This is a genomic window from Rhizobium ruizarguesonis (genome assembly GCF_012349115.1).
In the GTDB taxonomy this organism is placed as follows: Bacteria; Pseudomonadota; Alphaproteobacteria; order Rhizobiales; family Rhizobiaceae; genus Rhizobium; species Rhizobium ruizarguesonis.
In genome coordinates, this window is sequence record NZ_PQIG01000089.1 from 242,580 (window position 1) to 264,100 (window position 21,521).

General features: G+C 61.4%; 19 protein-coding genes and 1 pseudogene. 8 read left to right on the forward strand and 12 right to left on the reverse strand.

Features of this window, described 5'->3' with window-relative positions; translation table 11 throughout:
* Nucleotides 1–16 precede the first annotated feature (16 nt).
* The 5 genes from C3Y91_RS22720 to C3Y91_RS22740 form a co-directional block, all read right to left on the reverse strand.
* Nucleotides 17–469: a GNAT family N-acetyltransferase gene (locus C3Y91_RS22720; RefSeq protein WP_018073964.1), complete on the reverse strand. Its 453-nt coding sequence runs from the start codon at nucleotides 467–469 to the stop codon at nucleotides 17–19.
* 5 nt (nucleotides 470–474) lie between these two features.
* Nucleotides 475–1,206: an aminoacyl-tRNA hydrolase gene (gene pth / locus C3Y91_RS22725; protein WP_168575808.1), complete on the reverse strand. Its 732-nt coding sequence runs from the start codon at nucleotides 1,204–1,206 to the stop codon at nucleotides 475–477.
* 106 nt (nucleotides 1,207–1,312) lie between these two features.
* On the reverse strand, nucleotides 1,313–2,026 hold the full coding sequence (locus C3Y91_RS22730) for a substrate-binding periplasmic protein (protein ID WP_168575809.1): 714 nt from the start codon (nucleotides 2,024–2,026) through the stop codon (nucleotides 1,313–1,315).
* A gap of 25 nt (nucleotides 2,027–2,051) precedes the next feature.
* Entirely contained in the window at nucleotides 2,052–4,403 is a 2,352-nt protein-coding gene (locus tag C3Y91_RS22735; RefSeq protein ID WP_018073967.1) for an EAL domain-containing protein, read from the reverse strand.
* A gap of 183 nt (nucleotides 4,404–4,586) precedes the next feature.
* Nucleotides 4,587–5,195 carry a 50S ribosomal protein L25/general stress protein Ctc gene (locus C3Y91_RS22740; RefSeq protein ID WP_024319531.1) on the reverse strand — a complete coding sequence of 203 codons (609 nt, stop codon included), beginning with the start codon at nucleotides 5,193–5,195 and terminating at the stop codon, nucleotides 4,587–4,589.
* Nucleotides 5,196–5,491: 296 nt separating this feature from the next.
* Here C3Y91_RS22740 and C3Y91_RS22745 point away from each other — a divergent pair, with 296 nt between their 5' ends.
* Together C3Y91_RS22745 and C3Y91_RS22750 are read left to right on the forward strand one after the other, a co-directional pair.
* The gene (locus C3Y91_RS22745) at nucleotides 5,492–7,576 is read left to right on the forward strand and encodes a putative bifunctional diguanylate cyclase/phosphodiesterase (protein ID WP_024319532.1); all 2,085 of its coding nucleotides are present in this window, start codon (nucleotides 5,492–5,494) and stop codon (nucleotides 7,574–7,576) included.
* Nucleotides 7,577–7,676: 100 nt separating this feature from the next.
* Complete coding sequence (locus C3Y91_RS22750; RefSeq protein ID WP_168575810.1) at nucleotides 7,677–9,152, forward strand: hypothetical protein; 1,476 nt, start codon at nucleotides 7,677–7,679, stop codon at nucleotides 9,150–9,152.
* 47 nt (nucleotides 9,153–9,199) lie between these two features.
* Here the strand turns inward: C3Y91_RS22750 and C3Y91_RS22755 are convergent, their stop codons facing one another.
* Nucleotides 9,200–10,105 carry a LysR family transcriptional regulator gene (locus C3Y91_RS22755; protein ID WP_024319534.1) on the reverse strand — a complete coding sequence of 302 codons (906 nt, stop codon included), beginning with the start codon at nucleotides 10,103–10,105 and terminating at the stop codon, nucleotides 9,200–9,202.
* Between the two features lie 117 nt (nucleotides 10,106–10,222).
* Here C3Y91_RS22755 and C3Y91_RS22760 point away from each other — a divergent pair, with 117 nt between their 5' ends.
* The 3 genes and pseudogenes from C3Y91_RS22760 (at nucleotide 10,223) to C3Y91_RS38595 (ending at nucleotide 13,304) form a co-directional block, all read left to right on the forward strand.
* On the forward strand, nucleotides 10,223–11,251 hold the full coding sequence (locus C3Y91_RS22760) for an aldo/keto reductase (RefSeq protein WP_024319535.1): 1,029 nt from the start codon (nucleotides 10,223–10,225) through the stop codon (nucleotides 11,249–11,251).
* Nucleotides 11,252–11,379: 128 nt separating this feature from the next.
* Nucleotides 11,380–12,000 carry a PadR family transcriptional regulator gene (locus tag C3Y91_RS22765; RefSeq protein ID WP_281411373.1) on the forward strand — a complete coding sequence of 207 codons (621 nt, stop codon included), beginning with the start codon at nucleotides 11,380–11,382 and terminating at the stop codon, nucleotides 11,998–12,000.
* Nucleotides 12,001–12,004: 4 nt separating this feature from the next.
* A pseudogene (locus C3Y91_RS38595) lies at nucleotides 12,005–13,304 on the forward strand (FAD-dependent oxidoreductase).
* A gap of 53 nt (nucleotides 13,305–13,357) precedes the next feature.
* On the opposite strand, the gene C3Y91_RS22775 reads toward C3Y91_RS38595, so the two are convergent.
* The 6 genes from C3Y91_RS22775 to lgt form a co-directional block, all read right to left on the reverse strand.
* Entirely contained in the window at nucleotides 13,358–14,290 is a 933-nt protein-coding gene (locus tag C3Y91_RS22775) for a ribose-phosphate pyrophosphokinase (protein ID WP_018073974.1), read from the reverse strand.
* Nucleotides 14,291–14,395: 105 nt separating this feature from the next.
* Nucleotides 14,396–15,217 (reverse strand): hypothetical protein, encoded by an 822-nt coding sequence (locus tag C3Y91_RS22780; RefSeq protein WP_130791778.1) that lies wholly within the window; start codon nucleotides 15,215–15,217, stop codon nucleotides 14,396–14,398.
* 91 nt (nucleotides 15,218–15,308) lie between these two features.
* Nucleotides 15,309–16,460, reverse strand: a complete 1,152-nt coding sequence (locus C3Y91_RS22785) for a M24 family metallopeptidase (protein ID WP_018073976.1) — start codon at nucleotides 16,458–16,460, stop codon at nucleotides 15,309–15,311.
* Nucleotides 16,461–16,465: 5 nt separating this feature from the next.
* Nucleotides 16,466–17,260 (reverse strand): peptidoglycan editing factor PgeF, encoded by a 795-nt coding sequence (gene pgeF / locus C3Y91_RS22790; RefSeq protein WP_018073977.1) that lies wholly within the window; start codon nucleotides 17,258–17,260, stop codon nucleotides 16,466–16,468.
* A 111-nt stretch (nucleotides 17,261–17,371) separates the two neighbouring features.
* A complete protein-coding gene (locus C3Y91_RS22795; RefSeq protein ID WP_018073978.1) occupies nucleotides 17,372–18,472 on the reverse strand; it encodes a class I SAM-dependent methyltransferase in 1,101 nt (366 codons plus the stop codon).
* Between the two features lie 19 nt (nucleotides 18,473–18,491).
* Nucleotides 18,492–19,340, reverse strand: coding sequence for a prolipoprotein diacylglyceryl transferase (gene lgt / locus C3Y91_RS22800; RefSeq protein ID WP_168575811.1), 849 nt, complete (start codon nucleotides 19,338–19,340; stop codon nucleotides 18,492–18,494).
* Between the two features lie 201 nt (nucleotides 19,341–19,541).
* Between lgt and C3Y91_RS22805 the strand changes: the two genes are divergently transcribed.
* The 3 genes from C3Y91_RS22805 (at nucleotide 19,542) to proC (ending at nucleotide 21,521) form a co-directional block, all read left to right on the forward strand.
* Nucleotides 19,542–19,802 (forward strand): accessory factor UbiK family protein, encoded by a 261-nt coding sequence (locus C3Y91_RS22805; protein ID WP_024319537.1) that lies wholly within the window; start codon nucleotides 19,542–19,544, stop codon nucleotides 19,800–19,802.
* Nucleotides 19,803–20,191: 389 nt separating this feature from the next.
* Nucleotides 20,192–20,692 (forward strand): type III secretion system chaperone family protein, encoded by a 501-nt coding sequence (locus C3Y91_RS22810; RefSeq protein ID WP_003581141.1) that lies wholly within the window; start codon nucleotides 20,192–20,194, stop codon nucleotides 20,690–20,692.
* 1 nt (nucleotide 20,693) lies between these two features.
* On the forward strand, nucleotides 20,694–21,521 hold the full coding sequence (proC, locus tag C3Y91_RS22815) for a pyrroline-5-carboxylate reductase (protein WP_018073981.1): 828 nt from the start codon (nucleotides 20,694–20,696) through the stop codon (nucleotides 21,519–21,521).

Below are 21,521 nucleotides of genomic sequence, written 5' to 3' on the forward strand. Positions count from 1 at the left end.
CGCCGCGAATATGGAGTCAGGGCCGGCGGATCTGATAGCCGGTCTTTTCCTGCACGAAACCGCAATTCTCATAGAAGCGCAACGTTGCCGGATTCTTGGAGCCGGTAAGCAGCATCACCTTGTAGCATCCGGCGTTCCAGGCCTCGGCGACCGCGTGGCCGATGACGGTGCGGGCATAACCGCGCTTGCGATGATCGGCATGGGTGACGACGTTTTCGATGAGCGCATAGGGCGCGCCGTTCCGTGTCAGGTTCGGCACGACGACGCTTGTGACGGTGGCGACGGCGACCTCACCCGCAACACCGATGAAGACGGTCATGCCGGGCTGGGCCAGGATGGCGGAAAAGCGTTCCTCGGCACTGGCCTCGTCAAGAACCGGATCGGTGGGGTTCAGCTGGCGGTAGAGGGCCAGGAGACCGGGAAGATCGCCGCGGACTGCGGGCCGGATGATGACGTCTCCATCCGGCATCAAGCTCAATCGCCCTTGTTGCCGAATATCTTTTTCAGCATGTCGGCCATCGGGCCGGTCACCGGCAGCTTCGGCTGGTTGTGGCCGCGAGCCTGATGGATATGCGACTGGCCGGCCGGCTTCTTCTCGGCGTCCTTTTTTTCCTTCGCTGGCTTCTCCTCCTCGGCCTTGCCGCCGAGCGCCAGCGCGATCTTGTTCATCAACTGCGAATCCTCGTTTCGCACCAGCATATCGGCATTGTCGGCGAGCGTGTCCAGAAGCGGCTCCACCCAGGCCTTGTCGGCCTTGGCGAAATCGCCGAGCACGTGGTTCTGCACCATTTCCTTGACGCCGGGATGGCCGATGCCGAGGCGCAGCCGCCGATACTCCTTGCCGCAATGGGCGTCGAGCGACTTGATGCCGTTGTGGCCGTTGTGGCCGCCACCGGTCTTCAGCCGCGCCTTGCCCTGGGGAAGGTCGAGTTCGTCGTAGATCGCCACGAGATCGGCCGGCTGGAGCTTGTAGAAACGCATCGCTTCGCCGACAGACTCGCCGGAAAGATTCATGAAGGTCTGCGGCTTGATCAGCAGCACCTTCTCGCCGCCGAGCTCGCCCTCGGCGATCTCGGCCCTGAACTTCTTCGACCAGGGCGAAAAGCTGTGGCGCCGATGAATGGCATCGACGGCCATGAAGCCGATATTGTGGCGGTTGCCGGCGTATTTGCCGCCGGGATTGCCGAGACCCGCGATGATCAGCATGGTCTGTTTTTCCTTGCTAGAACTTCCCGCCGTTCACCACCGCGAAATGAAAGCAAAGTCAAGCGGAAAGGGCAGCGGTCTGTCGGCCAAAGTCGCTCAGACAGGGTCAGTCCGACAGGTTCATGCCGTATTTCAGGAAGATCTGCTTCTGGTCACCATCGGCGATCAGCTTGTCGAGGGCAGCCTGCATCCTGGCGAGCAGATCGGCCGGAAAGTTCTTCTCGCAGGCGATGCCCATCGGCTGGGAGGAGAGCACGGTCACCATCTCCACCGGCTGGTCGACCTGCAGCTTTTCGAAATAGAGTTCGGAGATCGGCATCATGTCGATGCGCCCGCCAAGCAGTTTGCGCAGCGTCGCGTTGAAGTCGCTGGCGACATCGAGCTTGGTGAAGCCCTTCTCCTTCAGGATCGTCTCGGTGTAATCCTCGCGCTGAGTGCCGACCGTATATTTCTTCGCCTCGTCCAGATTGCTGGCGGTGACATCAGAACCCTTGCGGGTGATCAGGATGTTGCGGTCGATGAGCAGCGGCTCGACCCATTTAAACAACGGGTCGCGCGCGCCGTTATGGGCGGTCGCAAAGACACAGGTCATCGGCGCCGTGCGGGCAAGGCTGAAAGCACGCGCCCAGGGCATGATCTCGATGGTGAAGTCGACGCCGATGGCGGCCATTATCTTTTCGACCTGCTCGACGGTCGCGCCCTTGATCTCCTTGCCTTCGCGGTAGTTGAAGGGGGCATAATCCTCGGTCGCGAAGGTCACCGTTTGCGCATGGGCGGTGCATGGCAGCACCAGGCATGCGAGAAGCAGGAGCTTTTTCATCGGTATCATCTCCTTCGTTCTTCGTTTACGAGGCGCGTGCGATGGCCGATTGCGAGGCCATCAGTTCCTCGATCAGCGTGGCTGCGTGCTGCGGACGGTGGAAGAGGTAGCCCTGGCCATAGTCAAGTCCCATCTGGTGGAGCGTGCGGCACTCCTCTTCGGTCTCGATGCCTTCGGCAATAACGGTGCAGTCCATCTTGTGGGAGAGCGTGGTGATGCCTTCGATCAGCATGCGGCTCTTCTGGCGCACGTCGTCATCGCCGTCGTTGATCGCGCGGGTGAACGACTGGTCGATCTTGATGATGTCGACAGGGAAGCGGTTAAGGTAGCTCAGCGACGAATAGCCGGTGCCGAAGTCGTCAAGCGCGATACGGCAGCCGAAGCGACGAAGCTCGGTGACGATCATGCGGATCTCAGGGTTGTCGTGCATCAGCACGGCCTCGGTGATCTCGACGACGATGCGCTCGGGGCGGATGCCGTGGCGACCGACGATGGCGGCAAGACGGGCCGGCAGCGCCGGCTCGAACTGCAGCGGCGAGAAGTTGATGGCGAGATAGGTATCCTGCATACCGGGGATGCGGGAAATCTTCGCGAGGTTGGCGACCGCCTTTTCCATGATGACGTTGCCGACGCGGACAATTTTTGCCGTCTCCTCGGCGACACTGATGATCTCGGCCGGCGGCATCAAGCCCTTCTGTGGATGGTTGAGACGCAATAGCGCCTCGAAACCTGATATGCCGCGACCGTTCAGGTTGACGATCGGCTGCAGGAAGGCCTCGAACCAGTTGTCGACGAGGCCGGCTTCGATATTGGCTTCGATCTCGGCGCGGCTGCGGGCACGGTCGAGCATGGCATTGTCGAAGAGCTGCGCGCCGTTTTTGCCGTCGCGTTTCTTGGCATACATCGCCATGTCGGATTTCTGCAGCAGTTCGGCCGCGGTTGCGGCATGATGCGGATAGATGGCGATGCCGACGGAAGCGCTCAGATGCATGTCCGGGGCGAATGGCGTTTCGAAGAGCGTGGCAATCTGCTCGCACATTGCCTTGGCGCGTTTTTCGGCATCCTTCGCCGGCAGCAAGATGGCAAATTCGTCGCCGCCGAGACGGGCTGCCTCGTCGGAGGGGGCAAGATGCGTTTTCAGGCGCTCGACGAGCTCGACCAGCGCCATGTCGCCGGCGGCATGGCCCATATTGTCGTTGATCCACTTGAAACGGTCGAGATCGACGAAGAGACAGGCGAGTTCCTGGCCGGCGGCGTCGGCGGCGGCGATCTTGTTGTCGAGGACGGCTTCGAAGCCCTGGCGATTAAGAAGCCCGGTCAGGTGATCGGTGATTGCCTGGCGGTGGTTGCGGTCCTCGGAGGCCTTGAGTTCGGTGACATCGGTCATGACCGATAGCGAGAGGCGGTCGTGAGCGCCGGCTCCCGCCTCTGATTCCATGATCAGGACGTCCATGGTGCGACCGTCCAAGCAGACAAACTTGACGGTGACGGTCATGCCGCTTTCGGCCCGGCGGCGCTTGACGAATTTGTCACGGGTGGCGGAAGTGACGAGATCGGCGAAGTTGCGGCCGATGACGGCGGCGCGGTTATACCCTGTGGCAAGCAGCCAATAATCACTGACGGCGGTGATGCGGTCTTCCTCGTCGAGCGAGAAGAGCATGGCGGGCGTCAGATTGTAGATGTCGGTGGCGCGGCGGTGGGCGAGTTTCAGCTCCTTTTCCTCGCTTTCGAGCTTGGTCTGCATCTCGTTAAAGCTATGGGCAAGCCGTCCCATCTCGTCGTTCGACTGCCAGTCGACATGATGGCGGGAGCCCAGCTGGCGGGTGGCCTCGATCGCCGCCGTCAGCCGCATCAGCGGCTGGATGACGAAGAAACGGTTGCCGATCAGCGCCGTGCCGAAAACGGTCAGCACCGCGAAGATGAAGATCGAAATGAAGACGACCTCTTCCTGCTTCAGGCCGGAAAACAGGCCGAGCGCGGGATAATAGACGCTGATGCTGCCGAGGTTCTTCGGACCGTCGACAGTGTTGTAGATGATGGCGCGCGACACCTGCACCAGCTTGCCGCCGAAGGAGCGCGGAATGGTAGACTGGCTGACATCGAGCTGGCCTGACTGGTCACGCACTTCGACCTTGACGATGGCGCCCTGGGAAACGACCGTCGCGCTGATCTGGGTAACGCTCTCCTCATCGAGGTCCCACAGCGGTTTGGCCAGCGCCTGGGCATTGGCGACGAGAAGAACGGAGATGTGATCGCGTATTTCCTTGTCGGCTCGTTCCGAGGAAAGGAAAAGGAAGAGAACAAAGAGGGGAGCAACAAAAACAAGCAGCGCTCCGCAAACTATCGCAAAAAATCTGTTCTCAACGGAATTGTTCATGTTTCCGTCTACTCCCCCGGGCCGCCATATTTGCCGTCGCGCATTAGGCGGGCTTCTTCGCAGCTGACGGAACATGCTTTCACGAATTTGTTAAATGTTGCTGAAACGGGGCGTTTGCGGACAATGAAAAGCCCGCTTTCCAGGGGAAAGCGGGCCATATGCTTTACAAATTGGTCGAAGCGATCAGGCTTCGGCTCCACCTTCCGCAGCGCTCTCGTCAATGCCGCCAGCCGGGGCAATGATGGTCGCGATCGTGAAGTCGCGGTCGATCACAGGAGTGACACCCTTCGGCAGAGTGACTTCCGAGATATGGATGCTGTCGCCGATCTTCTTGCCGCCGAGGTCAATGTTGAAGAACTCAGGGATCGCATCGGCCGGGCAATGAACTTCGACTTCATGGCGAACGATGTTCAGAACGCCGCCGACCTTGAGGCCCGGGGACTTCTCTTCGTTGATGAAGTGAACCGGGATTTCGACGGTCACCTGGGTGTTACCGGAGACGCGCAGGAAATCGACATGCAACGTGAAGTCACGGACCGGATCGAGCTGGTAGTCCTTCGGCAGAACCTTGTGCTTCTTGCCGTCGACTTCGATCGTCGCCACGGTGGTCATAAAACCACCGGCGTGAATGCGCTTCGTCACCTCATTGGTGTTGAGAGCGATGGCAATGGGGGCCTGCTTGTCACCGTAGATGACAGCGGGTATCAAACCGTTGCGGCGAAGTTCACGGGCGGACCCCTTACCAACCCGTTCGCGCGCCTCGGCCTTGAGCTCGTAAGTTTCCTGGCTCATGGCTATTCCTTTCGAGGTTATTTGGAGAGTTCGGCGGCGGGCAAAAGCCTTGTTCCGACGAACCGGAGGCGGTATGATCCGACCTCATCCGCGTTGCCTCCAAGGGTGTCTACACGGACCGGTGGCCTATATTATAAGTCGATCGGAAACGCAAGTTGCGGATTTGGGTTGTTTTTTGCCCATATACACGCTTTCGCCAAGGTTTAACCATCGAAAACGAAATCGGCGGCGATTAATAAATCCTGCGTTTACCCGCCAATATAAGCAGGGCCGTCTCAATTTGCCGGTTGCCTCTCATGTTGCGTGTCCTTTCCTGCATCACCGTCGAACACAGCCTTCCGCATCTGATCTTCGCCACCGTTATCTGTGTGCTCGGATCGATGCTGTCGATGCGCCTCTTCACCCGGGTGCGCCGATCGCAGGGGCTGCAGAAAACCAACTGGCTGTTTCTCTCCGGTTTCGTTGGCGGCTCGACCATCTGGACGACGCATTTCATCGCGATGCTCGGCTACCAGACGCCGGTGGCGAACGGCTATGAGCCGACGTTGACGCTGCTGTCGCTGTTCGCCGCCGTCGCGACGACGATGATCGGCTTTGCCATCGCGTCAATCGCGCAGAAGAGCGCGCTTATCGAGGCAGGCGGCGTGATCGTCGGCCTCGGCATCGCGGTCATGCACTATGTCGGGATCGCCGGTTACGAGGTCGAGGGTCGTCTCGAATGGCAGGCCTCCTATGTCGTCGCCTCGCTGGTCTTGGCCGGCTTGTTCGGCGCAGTCGCCACCAATCGCGTCGGCCGGCCGATCACGCGTTTCTGCCGCCACGGGGCTGCCCTTTCGCTGATCCTTGCGATCGTGCTCACACATTTCACCGGCATGGCGGGGCTGACGATCTTGCCGGATGCCACTGTTGCGGCACCCACCGAGATCATCTCGGACGGCATCATGACCGGTCTCGTCAGCGCCGTCATGATCATCATCCTGGCGCTGGGTGCCTCCACCTATATCATCGACATGCAGTCGACGCAGGCAGCCGTCGAGCGTTACCGCCATCTGTCGCTGCATGACCCGCTGACCAATCTTGCCAATCGCGCCGCCTTCAACGAGCATCTGTCGGCGCTGGTCAACAAGCCGAGGGACATGACGGCCAATATCGCCGTGCTCTCCTTCGACCTCGACCGTTTCAAGGAAATCAACGACGTTCACGGTCACGCCGCCGGCGATGCCGTGCTGCGCGCCGTCGCCGAGCGGCTGTTCAAGATCATGCAGAACGGCCAGTTCGTGGCGCGGGTCGGCGGCGACGAGTTCGTGGCCGTCATGTGCGATTATTTCGTCCGTTCGGACGCCAAGGGACTGGCACAACGCATGCTCGACGAGATCGCTCGGCCGATCGAATGGAACGGCCATGCGCTGACCGTCGGCTCCAGTATCGGTATCTCCACCTATCCCGGACAGGCGGACAATTTGGACGACCTGTTGTCGCAGGCCGATATCGCCATGTATCGGGCAAAATCGACAGCGACCAACAGCATATGCTTCTACGAGCCCTCGATGGACCAGGCAGCGCGCGAACGCAACGCGCTGGCGAGCGAGATGCGGGAGGGATTGGCGCGCGGCGAATTCGAGCTGTTCTACCAGCAGCAGAATGACACGGTGACGCGCGACATCGTTGGCCTGGAAGTGCTCCTGCGCTGGAGACATCCCGCGCGCGGCTACATCGCACCCGTCGAATTCATTCCGATCGCGGAAAAGACCGGCTTTATCATTGAGCTTGGTGAATGGGTGCTGCGGGCCGCTTGCGCGGAAGCGGCGACCTGGAAGAACCCGTTACGCATCGCCGTCAACGTCGCGCCGCAGCAGCTCGGCGACAACCGCCTACCGCAGATCGTGCATCAGATCCTGCTCGAGACCGGCCTGCCGGCGGCGCGACTCGAGATCGAGATCACCGAATCCGGCATCATCGCCGATCATCAACATGCGCTGCAGGCAATCCGCCGGCTGAAAGCGCTGGGCGTAAAGGTGGCGATGGACGATTACGGCACGGGTTATTCGTCACTGTCGACACTGCAGAGCTTCCCGTTCGACAAGATCAAGATCGACCGCGCCTTCGTCGACGGCGTCGTCACCAACAAGCAGTCTGCGGCGATCGTGCGTTCGACGCTCATTCTTGCGGCAAGCCTCGACATACCGGTGCTTGCTGAAGGCGTCGAAAACGAAGACCATATCGATTTCCTTCGACGGGAAGGCTGCCTGCAGGTGCAGGGCTTCCTCTTCGGTAAGCCGAGACCGCGCTCGGGCATCGAGGCGATCGTCACCGGCGAGGCGCCGGCCGTACAGCAGGAAACGGTTCTTGCGCCCGCCGTGAAGAAATCCGCGGCCGCGTGAGTGGCAAATTGCCATTCTCTGCCGCAGCTGAGGTTGACATCGGCGCGCTTCGCATCTTTGGATGGCCGCATTCAAAAAAGGGCTGAGGAGAATTCGGACTATGCGTCTCAAACTTGTCACGGCAACGAGCTTGCTGGCACTTTGCCTTGTCACCACGGCCCAGGGCGTCGAGATCAATCAGGATGGCGCCAATGCGGTCAAGGACAATCTGACGAAGCTGCTTCCCGAGGATCTTGCGAAGAGCGGCCTGCTCACCGTCAATCCGGCAGGCACTCGCTATGAGATCATTTACGATCTGGCGAAGCTGCTTGCCAAGGCCGATCCGGCGACATTCGCGATCAACGGGCTGACGCCGTTCTCGATGTTCGCTACGCCGCTCGACAGCGGGCTCTGGAATATTGAGGGTGACAACAAGCTCAACGTCTCCGGCCATTTCAAAGGCCCTGACCAGAAGCCGACGGATTTCTCCTACTCCATCGCTTCGCTTGTCTATACCGGCGTCTTCGACCCGGCGATCAGCTACCTGCGCTCCGGCACCTTCACCGCCAAGGACATCAAGGTCGCTAGCAAGTCCGACACCGAGGAAGTCCATGCCAGCTTTGCCGGGATGGACCAAAAGCTGACCTCGACGGACAGCGCAGGCGGCAACGGGCGTATCGATTTTGCGGGCGGCGGCTCGATGTCGACTTTCGTCGAGCAGGTTTCCGGCCTGCAAATGCCGCCCGTTGAAATCCGTGCCGACTCGATCGATTTCGATGCCAAAGTGAACGGCCTGCCGGCCAAGCAAATCCGCGAGATCGTCCTTTTCATTCTCGACCATCTCGAGGAGAAAGAATTAAGCCCAGAGAACAGCGACAAGATAAAGGGAATGCTCAAGCAAGCCTTTCCGATTCTTGCCTCGTTCAGCGAGACAATCGGGGTCAATAATCTGACCGTCAGCAGCCAGATGGGCAATGGCGGCGTCAAGGCATTCGGTTACAACCTGGTTATGGACGGGCCGAGCGACGCCATGCGTTTCGGCTTCGGCATCGATGCGCAGGACATCAGCCTCGACAGTCCGGCAATGCCGGCAAGTTATTCGCCCTTCGTGCCGACCAATTTCGATCTGCAGCTCGCCATTCCGAATCTGGATTTCGCCACCTTCGGCGACGCGCTCATGGCGATGGATTTCAACGCCAAGCCGCCAGAGCAAAGCGGCGACGAGATGGCGAAAAAGCTCTTCCGCGATGGCCGGCTCACCATCGAGTTTCCGAAGGTCAGCGCCAAGTCCGATGTCTACGACGTCGATATGACGGGCAAGATCGAGGGACGGGTCGATACCCAGAAGGACTATTCGATGGAGGCGATGATCCTTGCCCGCGATCTCGACAAGACGATTGCCGCGGTTCAGGAGCTTGCCAAGACGGATCCCGACCTCAACCAGGTCTCCTTCGGCATGATGATGGTGAAGGGCTTCGCCAAGACCGATGCAGATGGCCGCTCGCGCTGGGACATCAGCATCAGCCGCGACGGCGCTGTCGCCGTCAACGGCCAGGTGGTCAAGGAAGCGGACCAGGAAACGGTCCAGCCGCAATAGCGTATCCAGGGTCTTTCGACCGAAGATCAGATGCGCCGCCTAGGGTCTCATCCTTTGCGGCGCAGCAGCGCCGTTGCCATGTCGAGAAAGGCGCGCAACTTCAGCTGCGTCTGCGAGCGGGCGGGGAAATAGGCAAAGAGACCGGGCGTGGTCGGCAAGAAGGGATCGAGCACGCGTTCGAGCCGCCCTGATGCCACGGCCTCGCCGACGGAAATATCCGGCAAATAGGCAAGACCGAGCCCGGCCTCGGCGAGCTCGAGCAGCAGCAGGAAATCGTTGACCATCAGGTTGCCGGGCGCATCGACGGAGAAGTCGCGCCCGTCTCGCTCGAATTCCCAGCGATAGATGACGCCCGATGTCGGATAGCGGTAGCGGATCGCCTGATGGCGGGTGAGGTCCTCCGGCGTTAGCGGCCGGCCATATCGGGCGAAATAGCCGGGTGAGCCGACCACCGTCCAGGTGATATCAGATGTCAGCCGCATGACGATCATGTCCTTTTCGATCGCTTCGCCGATGCGGATGCCAGCGTCGAAACCACGTTCGGTGATATCGATTGCCGCATCATCGACCGAGATCTCGACAGAGATATCGGGATAGGCGTTGCGAAATTGCGGCAGCAGCGGCGTCACGATCAGAGGCACGGCCATGCGCGGCACGGTGAGGCGCAGGTGCCCGAGCGGGCGGTCGCGGAAGCCACCCAGCATGTCGAAGGCATCAGCAATGTCGGCGGCAGCCGGACGGACGCGCTGGAAGAGCGCGGCACCGGCTTCGGTGAGCGCGACGCGCCGCGTGGTGCGGACGAAGAGCGGCACGCCGAGCCTCGTCTCGAGCGCGCGGATCGTCTGGCTGACGGCAGTCGGCGTGACGCCGAGCGATGCGGCGGCAGCGGTGAAGCTCCTGGCGTCGGCGACGGCCAGGAATTCCGTCAAGCCGTTGAAGGGGTCGGGCGCCATCGGTCCATTATGAAGTTAAGCTTCATAAGCCTTATCGATCCGGCGGATTTTTCGCAATAATGTTTTGAGGCATTGTCTCTGCATCCGATCACGACAATCCAATGGATGGAGGATGACATGCAATATACGACCCTTGGCCGGACCGGACTTGCCGTTTCCAGGCTTGCCTTCGGCGCAATGACCTTCACATCGGGCGACCGCAGCTTAGGCGCGATCTACAAGACCGATGCCGATGTCGCTGATGCGCTTGTCGGACAGGCACTTGATGCCGGCATCAACTTCTTCGATACGGCAGACGCCTACGCATCCGGCCAGTCGGAAACGATCCTCGGACAGGTGCTGATGGCGCGGCGCAGCGAGGTGGTGATTGCCACCAAGGTCGGCTTCCGCACCGGCACGCCGCTCGGCCATGCCGGGCTTTCCCGCCGCCACATCCTCTGGTCGGTCGAGGAAAGCCTGAAACGGCTCAGAACGGACTGGATCGACGTCTATATCGTCCACAAGGAGGATCCGTTCACGCCGCTCGAAGAGACGCTGTCGGCGCTCGATGCGGTCGTGCGCTCCGGCAAGGTGCGTTATATCGGCTTTTCCAACTGGTCGGCCTGGAAGGTGGCGGCGGCGCTCGAAATCCAGAAGGCGAACGGGCTGGCGCCCTTCACGCATGGACAGATGCATTATTCGCTGCTTGGCCGCGACGTCGAGCGCGACATTCTTCCCATGATGCAGCGTTATGGCCTCGGGCTGACCGTCTGGAGCCCGCTCGCCTCCGGTTTTCTCTCCGGCAAATACACCCGCGAAACGCTCGGTGATCCCGACAACCGCTATTCCGGTTTCGATATCCTGCCCTTCGACAAGGAGCAGGGCTTCTCGCTGGTCGAGCGCATGCGGGTGATCGCCGCCTCGCACGGGGCGAGCGTCGCCCAGGTGGCGATCGCCTGGCTGCTTACGAAAAAGGCGGTCTCCAGCGTGTTGCTCGGCGCCTCGAAGCCGCATCAATTGGCCGACAATCTCGGTGCGGCGGAGCTGGTGCTTGATGAAGGCGACCTTGCAGCGCTCGATGCGGCGACTGAGCCGGCCCCGGTCTATCCGAACTGGTTCATCGACAATCTCGTCGATGAATCGCAGAAGGTGGCCCTCGGCCGCTGATCGCCGATAGAGGATTTTTGTCGCAAGGGGCCTGTCGCCACGCCATCGGGTCGAACTTACGTCGAGCCGGGGCTCCGGCAATCATCATCGCATTGACTAGTCGTAAATTAACTAGTAATACTATGACTATGATATCAATCAAACGCTCCCCGACCGCGCTCGCTGTTCTTGGAATGCTCATGGAGGAGCCGCTGCATCCTTACCGGATGCAGCGGCTCATCAAGGAGCGCGGCAAGGACGAGGTGATCAATGTCACGCAGAGGGCGAGCCTCTATCAAACAATCCAGCGGCTCGAACGCGAGGGGTTGATCACTGCGCAGAAAACAGTCCGGGATGACAAGCGTCCCGAGCGGACCGTGTACGAGATAACCGAGAAGGGCCGCGACATGGCGCTGGAATGGATGCGCGAGATGTTGTCGACCGTGACGCGGGAATATCCGGAATTCCCCGCGGCCATATCATTTCTTCCTCTGCTCACGCCGAACGATGTGTTGGGTCGGCTTGAGCAAAGGGCAAAGATCATCGAGTCGGAGCTCCGCCGGATCGACGGAGTCCTAAGGGAGGCGCAGGCGGTACCAAGGCTCTTCCTTCTGGAGATGGAATATCTCCGGGCGCTTCACGCAACCGAATTGTCTTGGGTCAACGGCGTTGTCGAGGACCTGCGCGCCGAGCGCATCACCTGGACAGACGAGTGGCTGAGGCAGATCGCCGCGAAGTTCTCCATCGACCCCAACCTTGACCCGGAATAGTACCATGAAGGTTTTGATTATCGGCGCCGGGACCGGCGGTTTGGCACTCGCCCATCTGCTTAAGCAGGCTGGGGTTTGCATAGCGGTGTATGAGCGCGACCTCGCGCCGAACGCCGACACCGGTGGCTATCGCGTCGGCATCAGCCCGGCTGGAAGCCGAGCGCTAAAAGCCTGTATCCCCGGCGAACTCTACGACCTCTATGTCGCCACCTGCGCCAGGTCGCCGCGCTATTTCAACATGCTCACGGAACAGCTCGGCGAAGTGCTGAGCTTCGACGTCGATGATGCAGACCCGAACGCTCTCGACGGTGAAAAGAACGTGGTTCGAAAGACGCTGAGGCCGGGTTCTGCTCAGGGGACTTGAAGACGACGTGTTCTTTGGGAAGGCGCTTCAAGGTTACACAAGTAACGCGGACGGGTCGGTCACCGCGTGCTTTCAGGATGGAAGCCTCGCGACGGGAGATGTCCTGGTGGGTGCTGACGGCACGAGTTCCACTGTATGCAAGCAACGCTTGCCGGACGCGCGTCTGGAAGACACTGGGATCGTATCGCTCGGGGGCAAAATTCCTATGTCGGCCGAGACGAAAGCTCTGCTGTCGGACAAAATGTTCAAAGGCATGTCGCTGATTATGGCGCCGATGGGCTTCGGAGCAATCATTCACTCGCTCGAGTTCGCCGACAGCCGAAGGGACCCAGGGTTTGCTGCGCGTTGGCCGGATTTTGTCGAAGCACTCGACGAGGACAGCATCGGCTGGGGTATCTGGGGCGCCCGGCAGAATTGCCCGCGGGATCCGTCCGGCCTGAACGGTGAACAATTGAGAGAGCTGGGCTTGGAGCTCGCTCGAGACTGGCATCCGCACTTACGTGCTCTCATCCTTATGACGGAGCCCTCGACGATCTACGATGTCAAGGTCAGGACCTCCGTCCCGCTGACGCCTTGGACAAGTTCGAATGTCACGCTGCTCGGTGACGCCGTCCATACGATGACACCCGGACGAGGCGCGGGCGCCAACACCGCACTTCGCGATGCAGCTCTGCTTGGACGTATGCTGGTCGAAGCGAACCAAGGGCGAAAGCCGCTCGTTGAAGCCATCCACGCCTACGAAATCGAGATGCTTCGCTACAGTACCGAAGCAGTCCAAGAATCGAAAAAGCAGATGGATGCTAACGATCTTGCTCATCGGCCGATTGTCGGCACAGTTCAGCTCGCTTTCATGCGCAGCATGATGCGCATCGTCAACGCAATACCTGCACTAAAGCGGCGCGCCTTTCGGCAGATGATGCGAGTTCGCGGCGAAAACTAAGGTAGTCGCTGACAATCAGCAAAATCCGGAGGTTCGTCGGATGCCTGATGTTTTCAGTCAAACAGACTGGAGACGGACTCTTCCTGGGCCGTTCGGCTGATGGCTTCGCCGATCAGCGGCGCCGTCGTTACGACGCGGATATTGTGGGCCGAAAGCACGGCCGTGGTCGGCTGGATCGAATCCGTGATGACGAGTTCGCGCAGCTTCGAGGAGGTGACGCGGGTGACCGCGCCGCCGGAGAGAACGCCGTGGGTGATATAGGCGGTGACGCTGGATGCGCCCTTGGCCAGCATCGCGTCGGCCGCGTTGCAGAGCGTGCCGCCGGAATCGACGATATCGTCGATCAGCAGGCAGTCCTTGCCGGCAATGTCGCCGATGATGTTCATGACTTCGGATTCACCCGGCCGATCGCGGCGCTTGTCGACGATGGCCAGAAGACAGTCCAGGCGCTTCGCGAGCGCGCGGGCGCGAACCACGCCGCCGACGTCGGGCGAGACGACCACGACGTTGCTGAGGTCATAGTGGCTCTTGATGTCGCGGGTCAGCACGGGCATGGCAAAGAGGTTGTCGGTCGGGATATCGAAGAAGCCCTGGATCTGCCCGGCGTGGAGATCGAGCGTCATGACGCGGTCAGCGCCGGCCTCGGTAATGAGGTTTGCGACCAGCTTGGCGGAGATTGGCGTGCGGCCGGAAGCCCGGCGGTCCTGACGGGCATAGCCGAAATAGGGTAGGACGGCGGTGATGCGGCGGGCTGACGAACGACGCATGGCGTCGATCATGATCAGCAGTTCCATCAGATGGTCGTTGGCAGGAAAGGCGGTCGGTTGCACGAGGAAAACATCCTCACCGCGCACATTTTCCTGGATCTCCACGAAGATTTCCTGATCGGCAAACCTTCGAACACTGGCTTTCCCCAAGGGAACATTGAGATAGTTGCAGATCGCTTCGGCGAGTTGCCGGTTCGAATTGCCTGCGAAAACCTTCATTTTGGTCCGCCTGTTATGCGCTGATAGCCGCGCTTTTTAGTCAGCTTCCCCGTGAATGCAAGGGCAAAGGCGCCACAGGCTTCCATATTTGCAAAAAGTTTGTGACTAACCACCCTGAGTCTGCCGCCAGGAGGAGAATTCCGCGATCGTTTTTGAGCCGATCTGCTGCATCACCGAGGCCGGAACGCCCGCCCATGGATCGGTCGCGGCCGTCGGCACGCTTTCTTGCCCCTGGATTCGGTGCAGGCGGCCCCCGCCGCTGTCGAGAATATCCCAGACATAGACCACGGTGACCTTGCCATCGTCGCTGAAGGCGGAGAGGTAGCCTTTGAGAATATAATCGCTGCTCGCATCGTTGGAACTCTTGATGGAAAGGCCATGCGCGCGCGCCTCGGCGCCGAGCTGGCGCGAGAGCGGGGTCACGGCCTGCACCGGCGCGCCGATGATCGGCAGGAAGCGCACGGTATTGCCGCGGGTGGAGGAGGGGGCCGGGCTGAGGGCGGCGGTCTGCTGTGGCTGTTGCGTCTCGGCCGGTTCAGCCGACTGTGCGGGAAGCCCACCACCGGCCGCCGGCGGTGGCAGCGATTGTTCCTCGATCGGGGCGGAGGCAGCCGGCGAGGAGCCGCTCCTCGATAGGGCGTTTGCCTGCTCCTGCATTGTCGTCGGTGGCGCGCCGGTGCCGGGTCGATAGGCCTGTTGCGACTGATCATAGGCCGGATGGTAGCCGCCCTGCTGCGAGCTTCCCGAGAAATTCGGCTGGCGGGTGCCCGCCAAACGCTCGGCTTCACTCTGCGTCACCGGGCTCGACGACGCGCCGCCCGAGGAATCGCCGATATCGACCTGCGGTGTCAGCGCATCGGTGGTATTGCAGGCGGTCAGCAGAGCCATGACGAGTAGGAGCGTGGGCACAATCGCAGCTCGCGTCATCCCTTGATCCGTCCTTCCCACAATCGCAATCAGCCCCACCCGAATTTATGCGGGTGGGGACCGTCGTCTGTCAATTCCGGATTCTCACCGGTCAGAGGCCGATGAAATCGAGCGGATGGCGGGACAGCGCGCGCGGCGCATCCGCTGTGGTCAGATAAGTCTGGCCGAGCGTCATCGCCGTGCCCGTATCGGAATCGGCGATGATCATGTGCACGAAGAGCGACATGTTCGGCTCGATTGGCTGCGGATTGCCGACATGGAACATCTGATGCTCCATCCAGGAGGGCGAGAAGCGGGCGCCGAGCGAATAACCGCAGGCATTCAGCCGGTGGCGGGCCAGGCCGCGCTCGTCGATTATCTTGGCATGCATGTCGAAGACATCACCAAAGGTCTGGCCGGGCTTCAGCACGGTCTCGATCGCCTCGATGGTTTCGCGGCAGGCGTTGTAGAGTTCGCGGTGGCGGTGCGTCGGCTCGCCGATGACGATCGTGCGCATCATGGCGGCATGGTAATGCGCATAGGCGCCGGCCCATTCGAGCGTCAGCTGGTCGTTGGCGTCGAGCTTGCGGCGGCCGGCCTTGTAGCGGCAGAGCAGCGCGTCGGCGCCGGAGCCGATGATGAACTCGTTGGCGGGGTAGTCGCCGCCGCCGGAAAAGACCGCGCCCTGCATGGCGGCAAGGATATCGGCCTCGTCGGCGCCGGGCTTTGTCAGCCGGATCGCGGCATCGAGCGCATCGTCGGCGAGAACGGCGGCGCGCTCGACATAGGCGACCTCCGTCGGGCTCTTGATCAGGCGCAGGCGGCTGACGAGGTAGGAAGCGTCGACGATCTGGCCGAAGGTGGTCAATTGCGCGTCGAGCAGACGGGCGACGCGGCCGGTCATGCCGTGCGTATCATATTCGACACCGATGCGGGCGCCGAGCAGATCCATCTCGACCAGCAGGTTCTTCAGGTCAAGCGTCGGATCGGCATTGACCCGATCGACCCAGATATGGATGTCCTCGAGGATCGAGGTATGCCTCGCCTGGCGAAGATCGGCCGAGCGGGTCATCAGCGCCATGGTGCCGTCGCTCTTGACGACCAGCGTCTGGAAGAAGCAGTAGCCGAAGGTGTCGTAGCCGGTCAGCCAGTACATGCTTTCCTGGGCGAAGAGCAGCAAGGCGTCGAGCTTTTCTTCCTTCATTTTCTCGGTGAGGCGCGCAAGCCGGCTTGCGAATTCGGCCTTTTCGAAATGCAGTGCCATTCTGCTCAAGTCTCCCTGATTGATATCGCGGAAATCTGGCGGCCGTAATCCGGCTCCTTGCGATGTGTCGTCCTGCGGTAGGAAAAGAAGCGCTCGCTATCCGGATAGGTGCAGAGGCCGAGGCTTTCGGCACGCACGCCGGCTTTCGTCAGCCGGTCGACGGTCAACGCCGGCAGGTTGAACATGGCATGGCCGGGCGTCTCGGAAGGCACAAAAAAGCGCACGTCCTCCGGGTTTTCGGCGACGAAACGCTCGACGAACTCGGGACCGACCTCATAACTTGCCTGGCTGATCGAGGGGCCGAGGCAGGCGACGATGCGAGCGCGATCCGCACCCAGCGCCTCCATGGCGGCGATGGTATTTTCGAGCACGCCCGTCAGCGCGCCCTTCCAGCCGGCATGGGCTGCGCCGATGACGCGGTTATCGGGATCGGCAAAGAGGATCGGCCCGCAATCGGCCGCGAGCACGCCAAGCGCGATACCAGGGGTGTGCGTTACCATCGCATCGGCGTCAGGGCGGGCGCCGTCATAATCGGCACCGACCACCACGACATCGGGAGAATGGACCTGATGCACGGTTGCCAGCCGCTCGACCGGCAAGCCAAACCAGGCGGCGACACGGCGCCGGTTTTCGAGGACCTTGTCACGTTCGTCGCTGGAGCCGAGGCCGACATTGAGGCCACGATACAGACCTTCGGAAACGCCGCCGGCCCGCGTGAAATAACCGTGCCGGATGGTGCTACCCGCCGCTTCGTTCAGCAGCGCGCTTTCGATCGGTGCGGGAGAGGCCGCGTCCTGCATCTGTGATTCCGGGGTTTTCGAGGGGTTTGTTACTATCCCAAGCGCATCGCATATGCGGCGCGCTTCAAGTTCTTGTTTCGGGCCGATGTTGAACCAGCCGCGTGCGCCCTGTCAATCCACCGGACGAAAGGGCATGAGATCGATGGCGGGATGGGAGACCGCCATCACCTTGAAGAGTTCGCCCATCCGGCCTTCACCGGCGCCGGCAAGCCTTTCGACCGCCGCCTGAATGACCTGCTGGGTTTGCGGCTCGCGATCGCGACCGAGGGCCGCCGCACGTTCGAGAATGCCGAGGCCACTTAGAAAATCACCTTGATGCAGGGCGCCGTTCAGATGGAGGCCGGCCGCAAGCGCCGTTTCGGCGAGCTGCTGGAAGTCGACATGGCTTGTCAGATCGGCTTCACCGGGATGGGCGAGCGGCGGGTCGAATTCATGCATGCGCACGGCCTGGAGCGTATCGCCGAAGCCGGTGACGAGATGGCCGTAGTCGATCGTAAGCGCCGTGCCGCCGAAGACGCGCAGCCGCTCGCAGATTGCGATCATCACCGCCTGGCGGGCCGGCGAGATTTCAAAGAGGGTGCCGACCGGCACGTTCTGCACCGGTTCGGGAAGAAGCGCGGGATCGAGGCCGGCGACGCCGGCGGCGAAGGTCAGCTCGCCATCGGCGTCGATGCCGACCATGCGCTCGCGGAAACCCGTCGGCATGCGGACGAACTGGCGGATCGGGATGGCGTCGAAGAGTTCGTTGGCGGCAATCAGCGTGAAGCCGGGCGGCACTTCGTCGAAGCCATTATGCCAGGCAATTTTCTCGCCGTAAGGCTCGAGTGTCTGGCTCTGGACGTCGCGCAGGCGCTCGCTGGTTTCGACGAGATGCACGCTCATCGCATCCAGGAGTGGCGGGGCGATGCGGGAGATGACGCGCAGCATGTCAGCCATCATCGTGCCGCGGCCGGGGCCGATCTCGACGAGGCGCACATCAGTCGGTGCGCCGTGGCGCTGCCAGGCATGGACGAGGAAGACGCCGATCATCTCGCCGAAGATCTGGCTGACCTCGGGCGCGGTGACGAAATCGCCGGAACGGCCGAAGGGCTCGCGCGTCCGGTAATAGCCGTGTTCGGGATCGGCGAGGCAGAGCGAGAAATAATCGGTGACGCTGATCGGGCCGTTGGCCTGGATGATCGCCTTGATCTTTTTGCCTAGAGTGGTGGTCATGTCGCGCGTCCTGCCGTTTTCAAAGCTGCAGCGCAGCCTGGCGGCAGGCCCGCAGCATCGCCCAGAGGCCGAGCAGGATCATCGGGGAGGAGAGCACCATGCCCATGGTCAGCCAGTTCGTGCCGAGGAGATAACCGAGCTGGGCGTCGGGCTCGCGGAAGAATTCGACGAAGATGCGCGACAGCGCATAGCCGCAGACGAAGACGCCTGTGATGAAGCCGGGGCTTTTCAGCGCGCGCATGCCGTAGACCAGGGCGGCCAGCACCACGAGCAGAACTATGCCTTCGAGGCCGGCTTCGTAAAGCTGGCTTGGGTGGCGGGCGAAGGGACCGCCGGTCGGGAAGACCACGGCCCAGGGCACGTCGGTCAACCGGCCCCACAGCTCGCCATTGATGAAATTGGCGATGCGGCCGAAAAACAGACCGAAGGGAACGACGGTGGCGACGATATCGAACAGGCTCCAGATCGGTATGGCGTTGCGGCGCGCAAAGAGGATCATGGCAATCGTCGTGCCGGTCAGGCCGCCATGGAAGGACATGCCACCGTTCCAGATCTCGAGCGCACGGACGGGACTGCGCAGGACGGCGGGGAGATCATAGAAGAAAATATAGCCGAGACGGCCGCCGAGGACGACGCCAAGTGCTGCCCAGACGATGAAATCGTCGAGCTGCGTCCTTGACATCGGCGAGACGTTGCCGGGCCAGAGACTTTCATTGGCGGCGAGGCGGCGCGCATAGGCCCAGCCGAGCAGGATGCCGGCGACGTAGGCGAGGCCGTACCAGTGAATCGCCAGCGGACCGATCGAAACGGCGATCGGATCGATATCCGGGAAAGGCATGATGGCAAGGAGATCGGCTGCTATCGGCAAGGTTTTCCACCTGTTGAGTTGGGCGGAACATGCCGCTGCGATCCCGGACGGTCAAGTCCATTGTTCGTGATGGCTCGTTCCCGGCCGGCGCCGGCAAGCTTATCCCGTGCAAAGCGCTTGCATCGTGGGTGGCGAAGCCCTACCTCAATCCTCGAGGCCCCGAAGGGCCGAATTCACCTCATGCGAAGGGAGAAAAACGCCATGACGACCGGAACGAACCGTATCATGGACGAATTCGCCAAGCTGATGACCGATGCGGCCGGTGCCGCCCAGGGCGTCCGCAAGGAGATCGAAACCGCCTTCAACGCCCAGGCCGAGCGTTGGCTGAACAGCATGGACATCGTCAAGCGCGAGGAGTTCGAGGCCGTGCGCGAGATGGCGATCAAAGCACGCGACGAGAACGAGGCGCTTGCCGCCCGCATCGCAGCGCTCGAGACGAAGCTTGCCGGCGAGGGCGCTTAAGTCCCGGTGTGACACAGATGCGGCGTTGCCTTCATGCCACACGCCGCATCTTCCGTAAAAAAACCAGGTGAGTTTTCCACCTGTGGACACTGCCAAAAAAGCCAATTCGCAGAGTCGCTTATTCTCCCTTCTGAATTGAATTTCGAAGAGCCTTTCCACAGTGGCCGGTCCTATTTTCCGTTCGGGGGGCTGGCAGGGGGCAAGGGGCGCTATACACTGATTTTAAATGATGATTCGAAGCGACTTGGTAAGCTCCGGGCAGGTTATCTGCGTTAAGTCTGGCAGCGGTTCAACGATCATCCGAGTGGTGTTTCCGGTATTTGCGTGTGTCTTTTCTTGTGTTCGTACACGAAGTTAGGCCGCATTCGTTCCGGTCAAGAAGGTGCTGCATGAACCTGATGGAATTGGAATTCGAGCGTCAGTCGAACCCGGTCGATATGATCGAGTACGTTGCCTCCAACAACGACTGGTCGTTCGAACGGTCCGGCGAGGACGAGATCGCGATGACGGTCGAGGGCCGCTGGACGGACTACCACGTCTCTTTCTCCTGGATGGAGGAATTCGAGGCGCTTCATCTTGGCTGCGCCTTCGATATCAAAGTTCCCGACATCAGGGTCAACGAGGTGGTCAAGCTGCTCTCGGCGATCAACGGGCAGGTGCTGATGGGTCATTTCGACCTCTGGCGTCAGGAAGATGTCGTCATTTTCCGCCAATCGCTGCTGCTTGCCGGCGGTGCGGAGCCTACCAATCGCCAGGTTGAGGTGCTGCTTTCCAGCGCGCTCGATACCTGCGAAGCCTATTTCCAGGCATTCCAGTTCGTCGTCTGGTCCGGCATGGAAGCGACGAAGGCGATGGAAGCCGTGCTGTTTGAAACGGTCGGCGAGGCATAAGATGCCGACGACCCCTTTCTCCTCGACACATCCCGTCGTTCTGATCGGTGCCGGAAACATGGGCGGGGCGATGCTCTCCGGCTGGCTGAAAAGCGGCGTTCCGGGCTCGGCGGTCATCATTGTCGATCCCGGCCCGTCGCCGGCGATGTTGGCGACGATCAGCGAGGCTGGTGCGACGCATCTGACCGCGCTTCCCATGGATTTGAAGGCAAGCGTGCTGTTCCTCGCGGTCAAGCCGCAGGTGATGGAGACGGTGCTGCCGGCGGTGAAAAGTGCGGTCGGGCCGGGCACGGTCGTCGTCTCGGTCGCAGCCGGCAAGACGCTCGATTTCCTTGAGAGGCATCTCGGCAAGGCCGCCATGGTGCGGGCCATGCCGAACACGCCGGCCATGGTCGGGCGCGGCGTCACCGGCGCCTTTGCCAATTCGGGGGTCAGCGATCAGCAGCGCGAACGCGTCCATTCCCTTCTGCGCGTCTCGGGCCCGGTCGAATGGGTGCCGGCGGAAGCCGATATCGATGCCGTGACGGCGCTTTCGGGCAGCGGTCCGGCCTACGTATTCTATCTCGTCGAATGTATGGCGGAGGCAGGCCGTAAACTCGGCCTGCAGGCGGACCTCGCCATGCGTCTTGCGCGGGAAACAGTCGCGGGGGCTGGTGAACTCATGCACCAGTCCCCCGACGACGCTTCGCGGCTGCGAGAGAATGTGACTTCTCCCGGCGGCACCACGGCGGCGGCGCTCGCCGTGCTGATGGCCGAGAACGGCATGCAGCCTCTGTTCGACGCCGCCCTTGCGGCGGCGCGCAAGCGGGCCGAGGAACTGGCCGGCTGA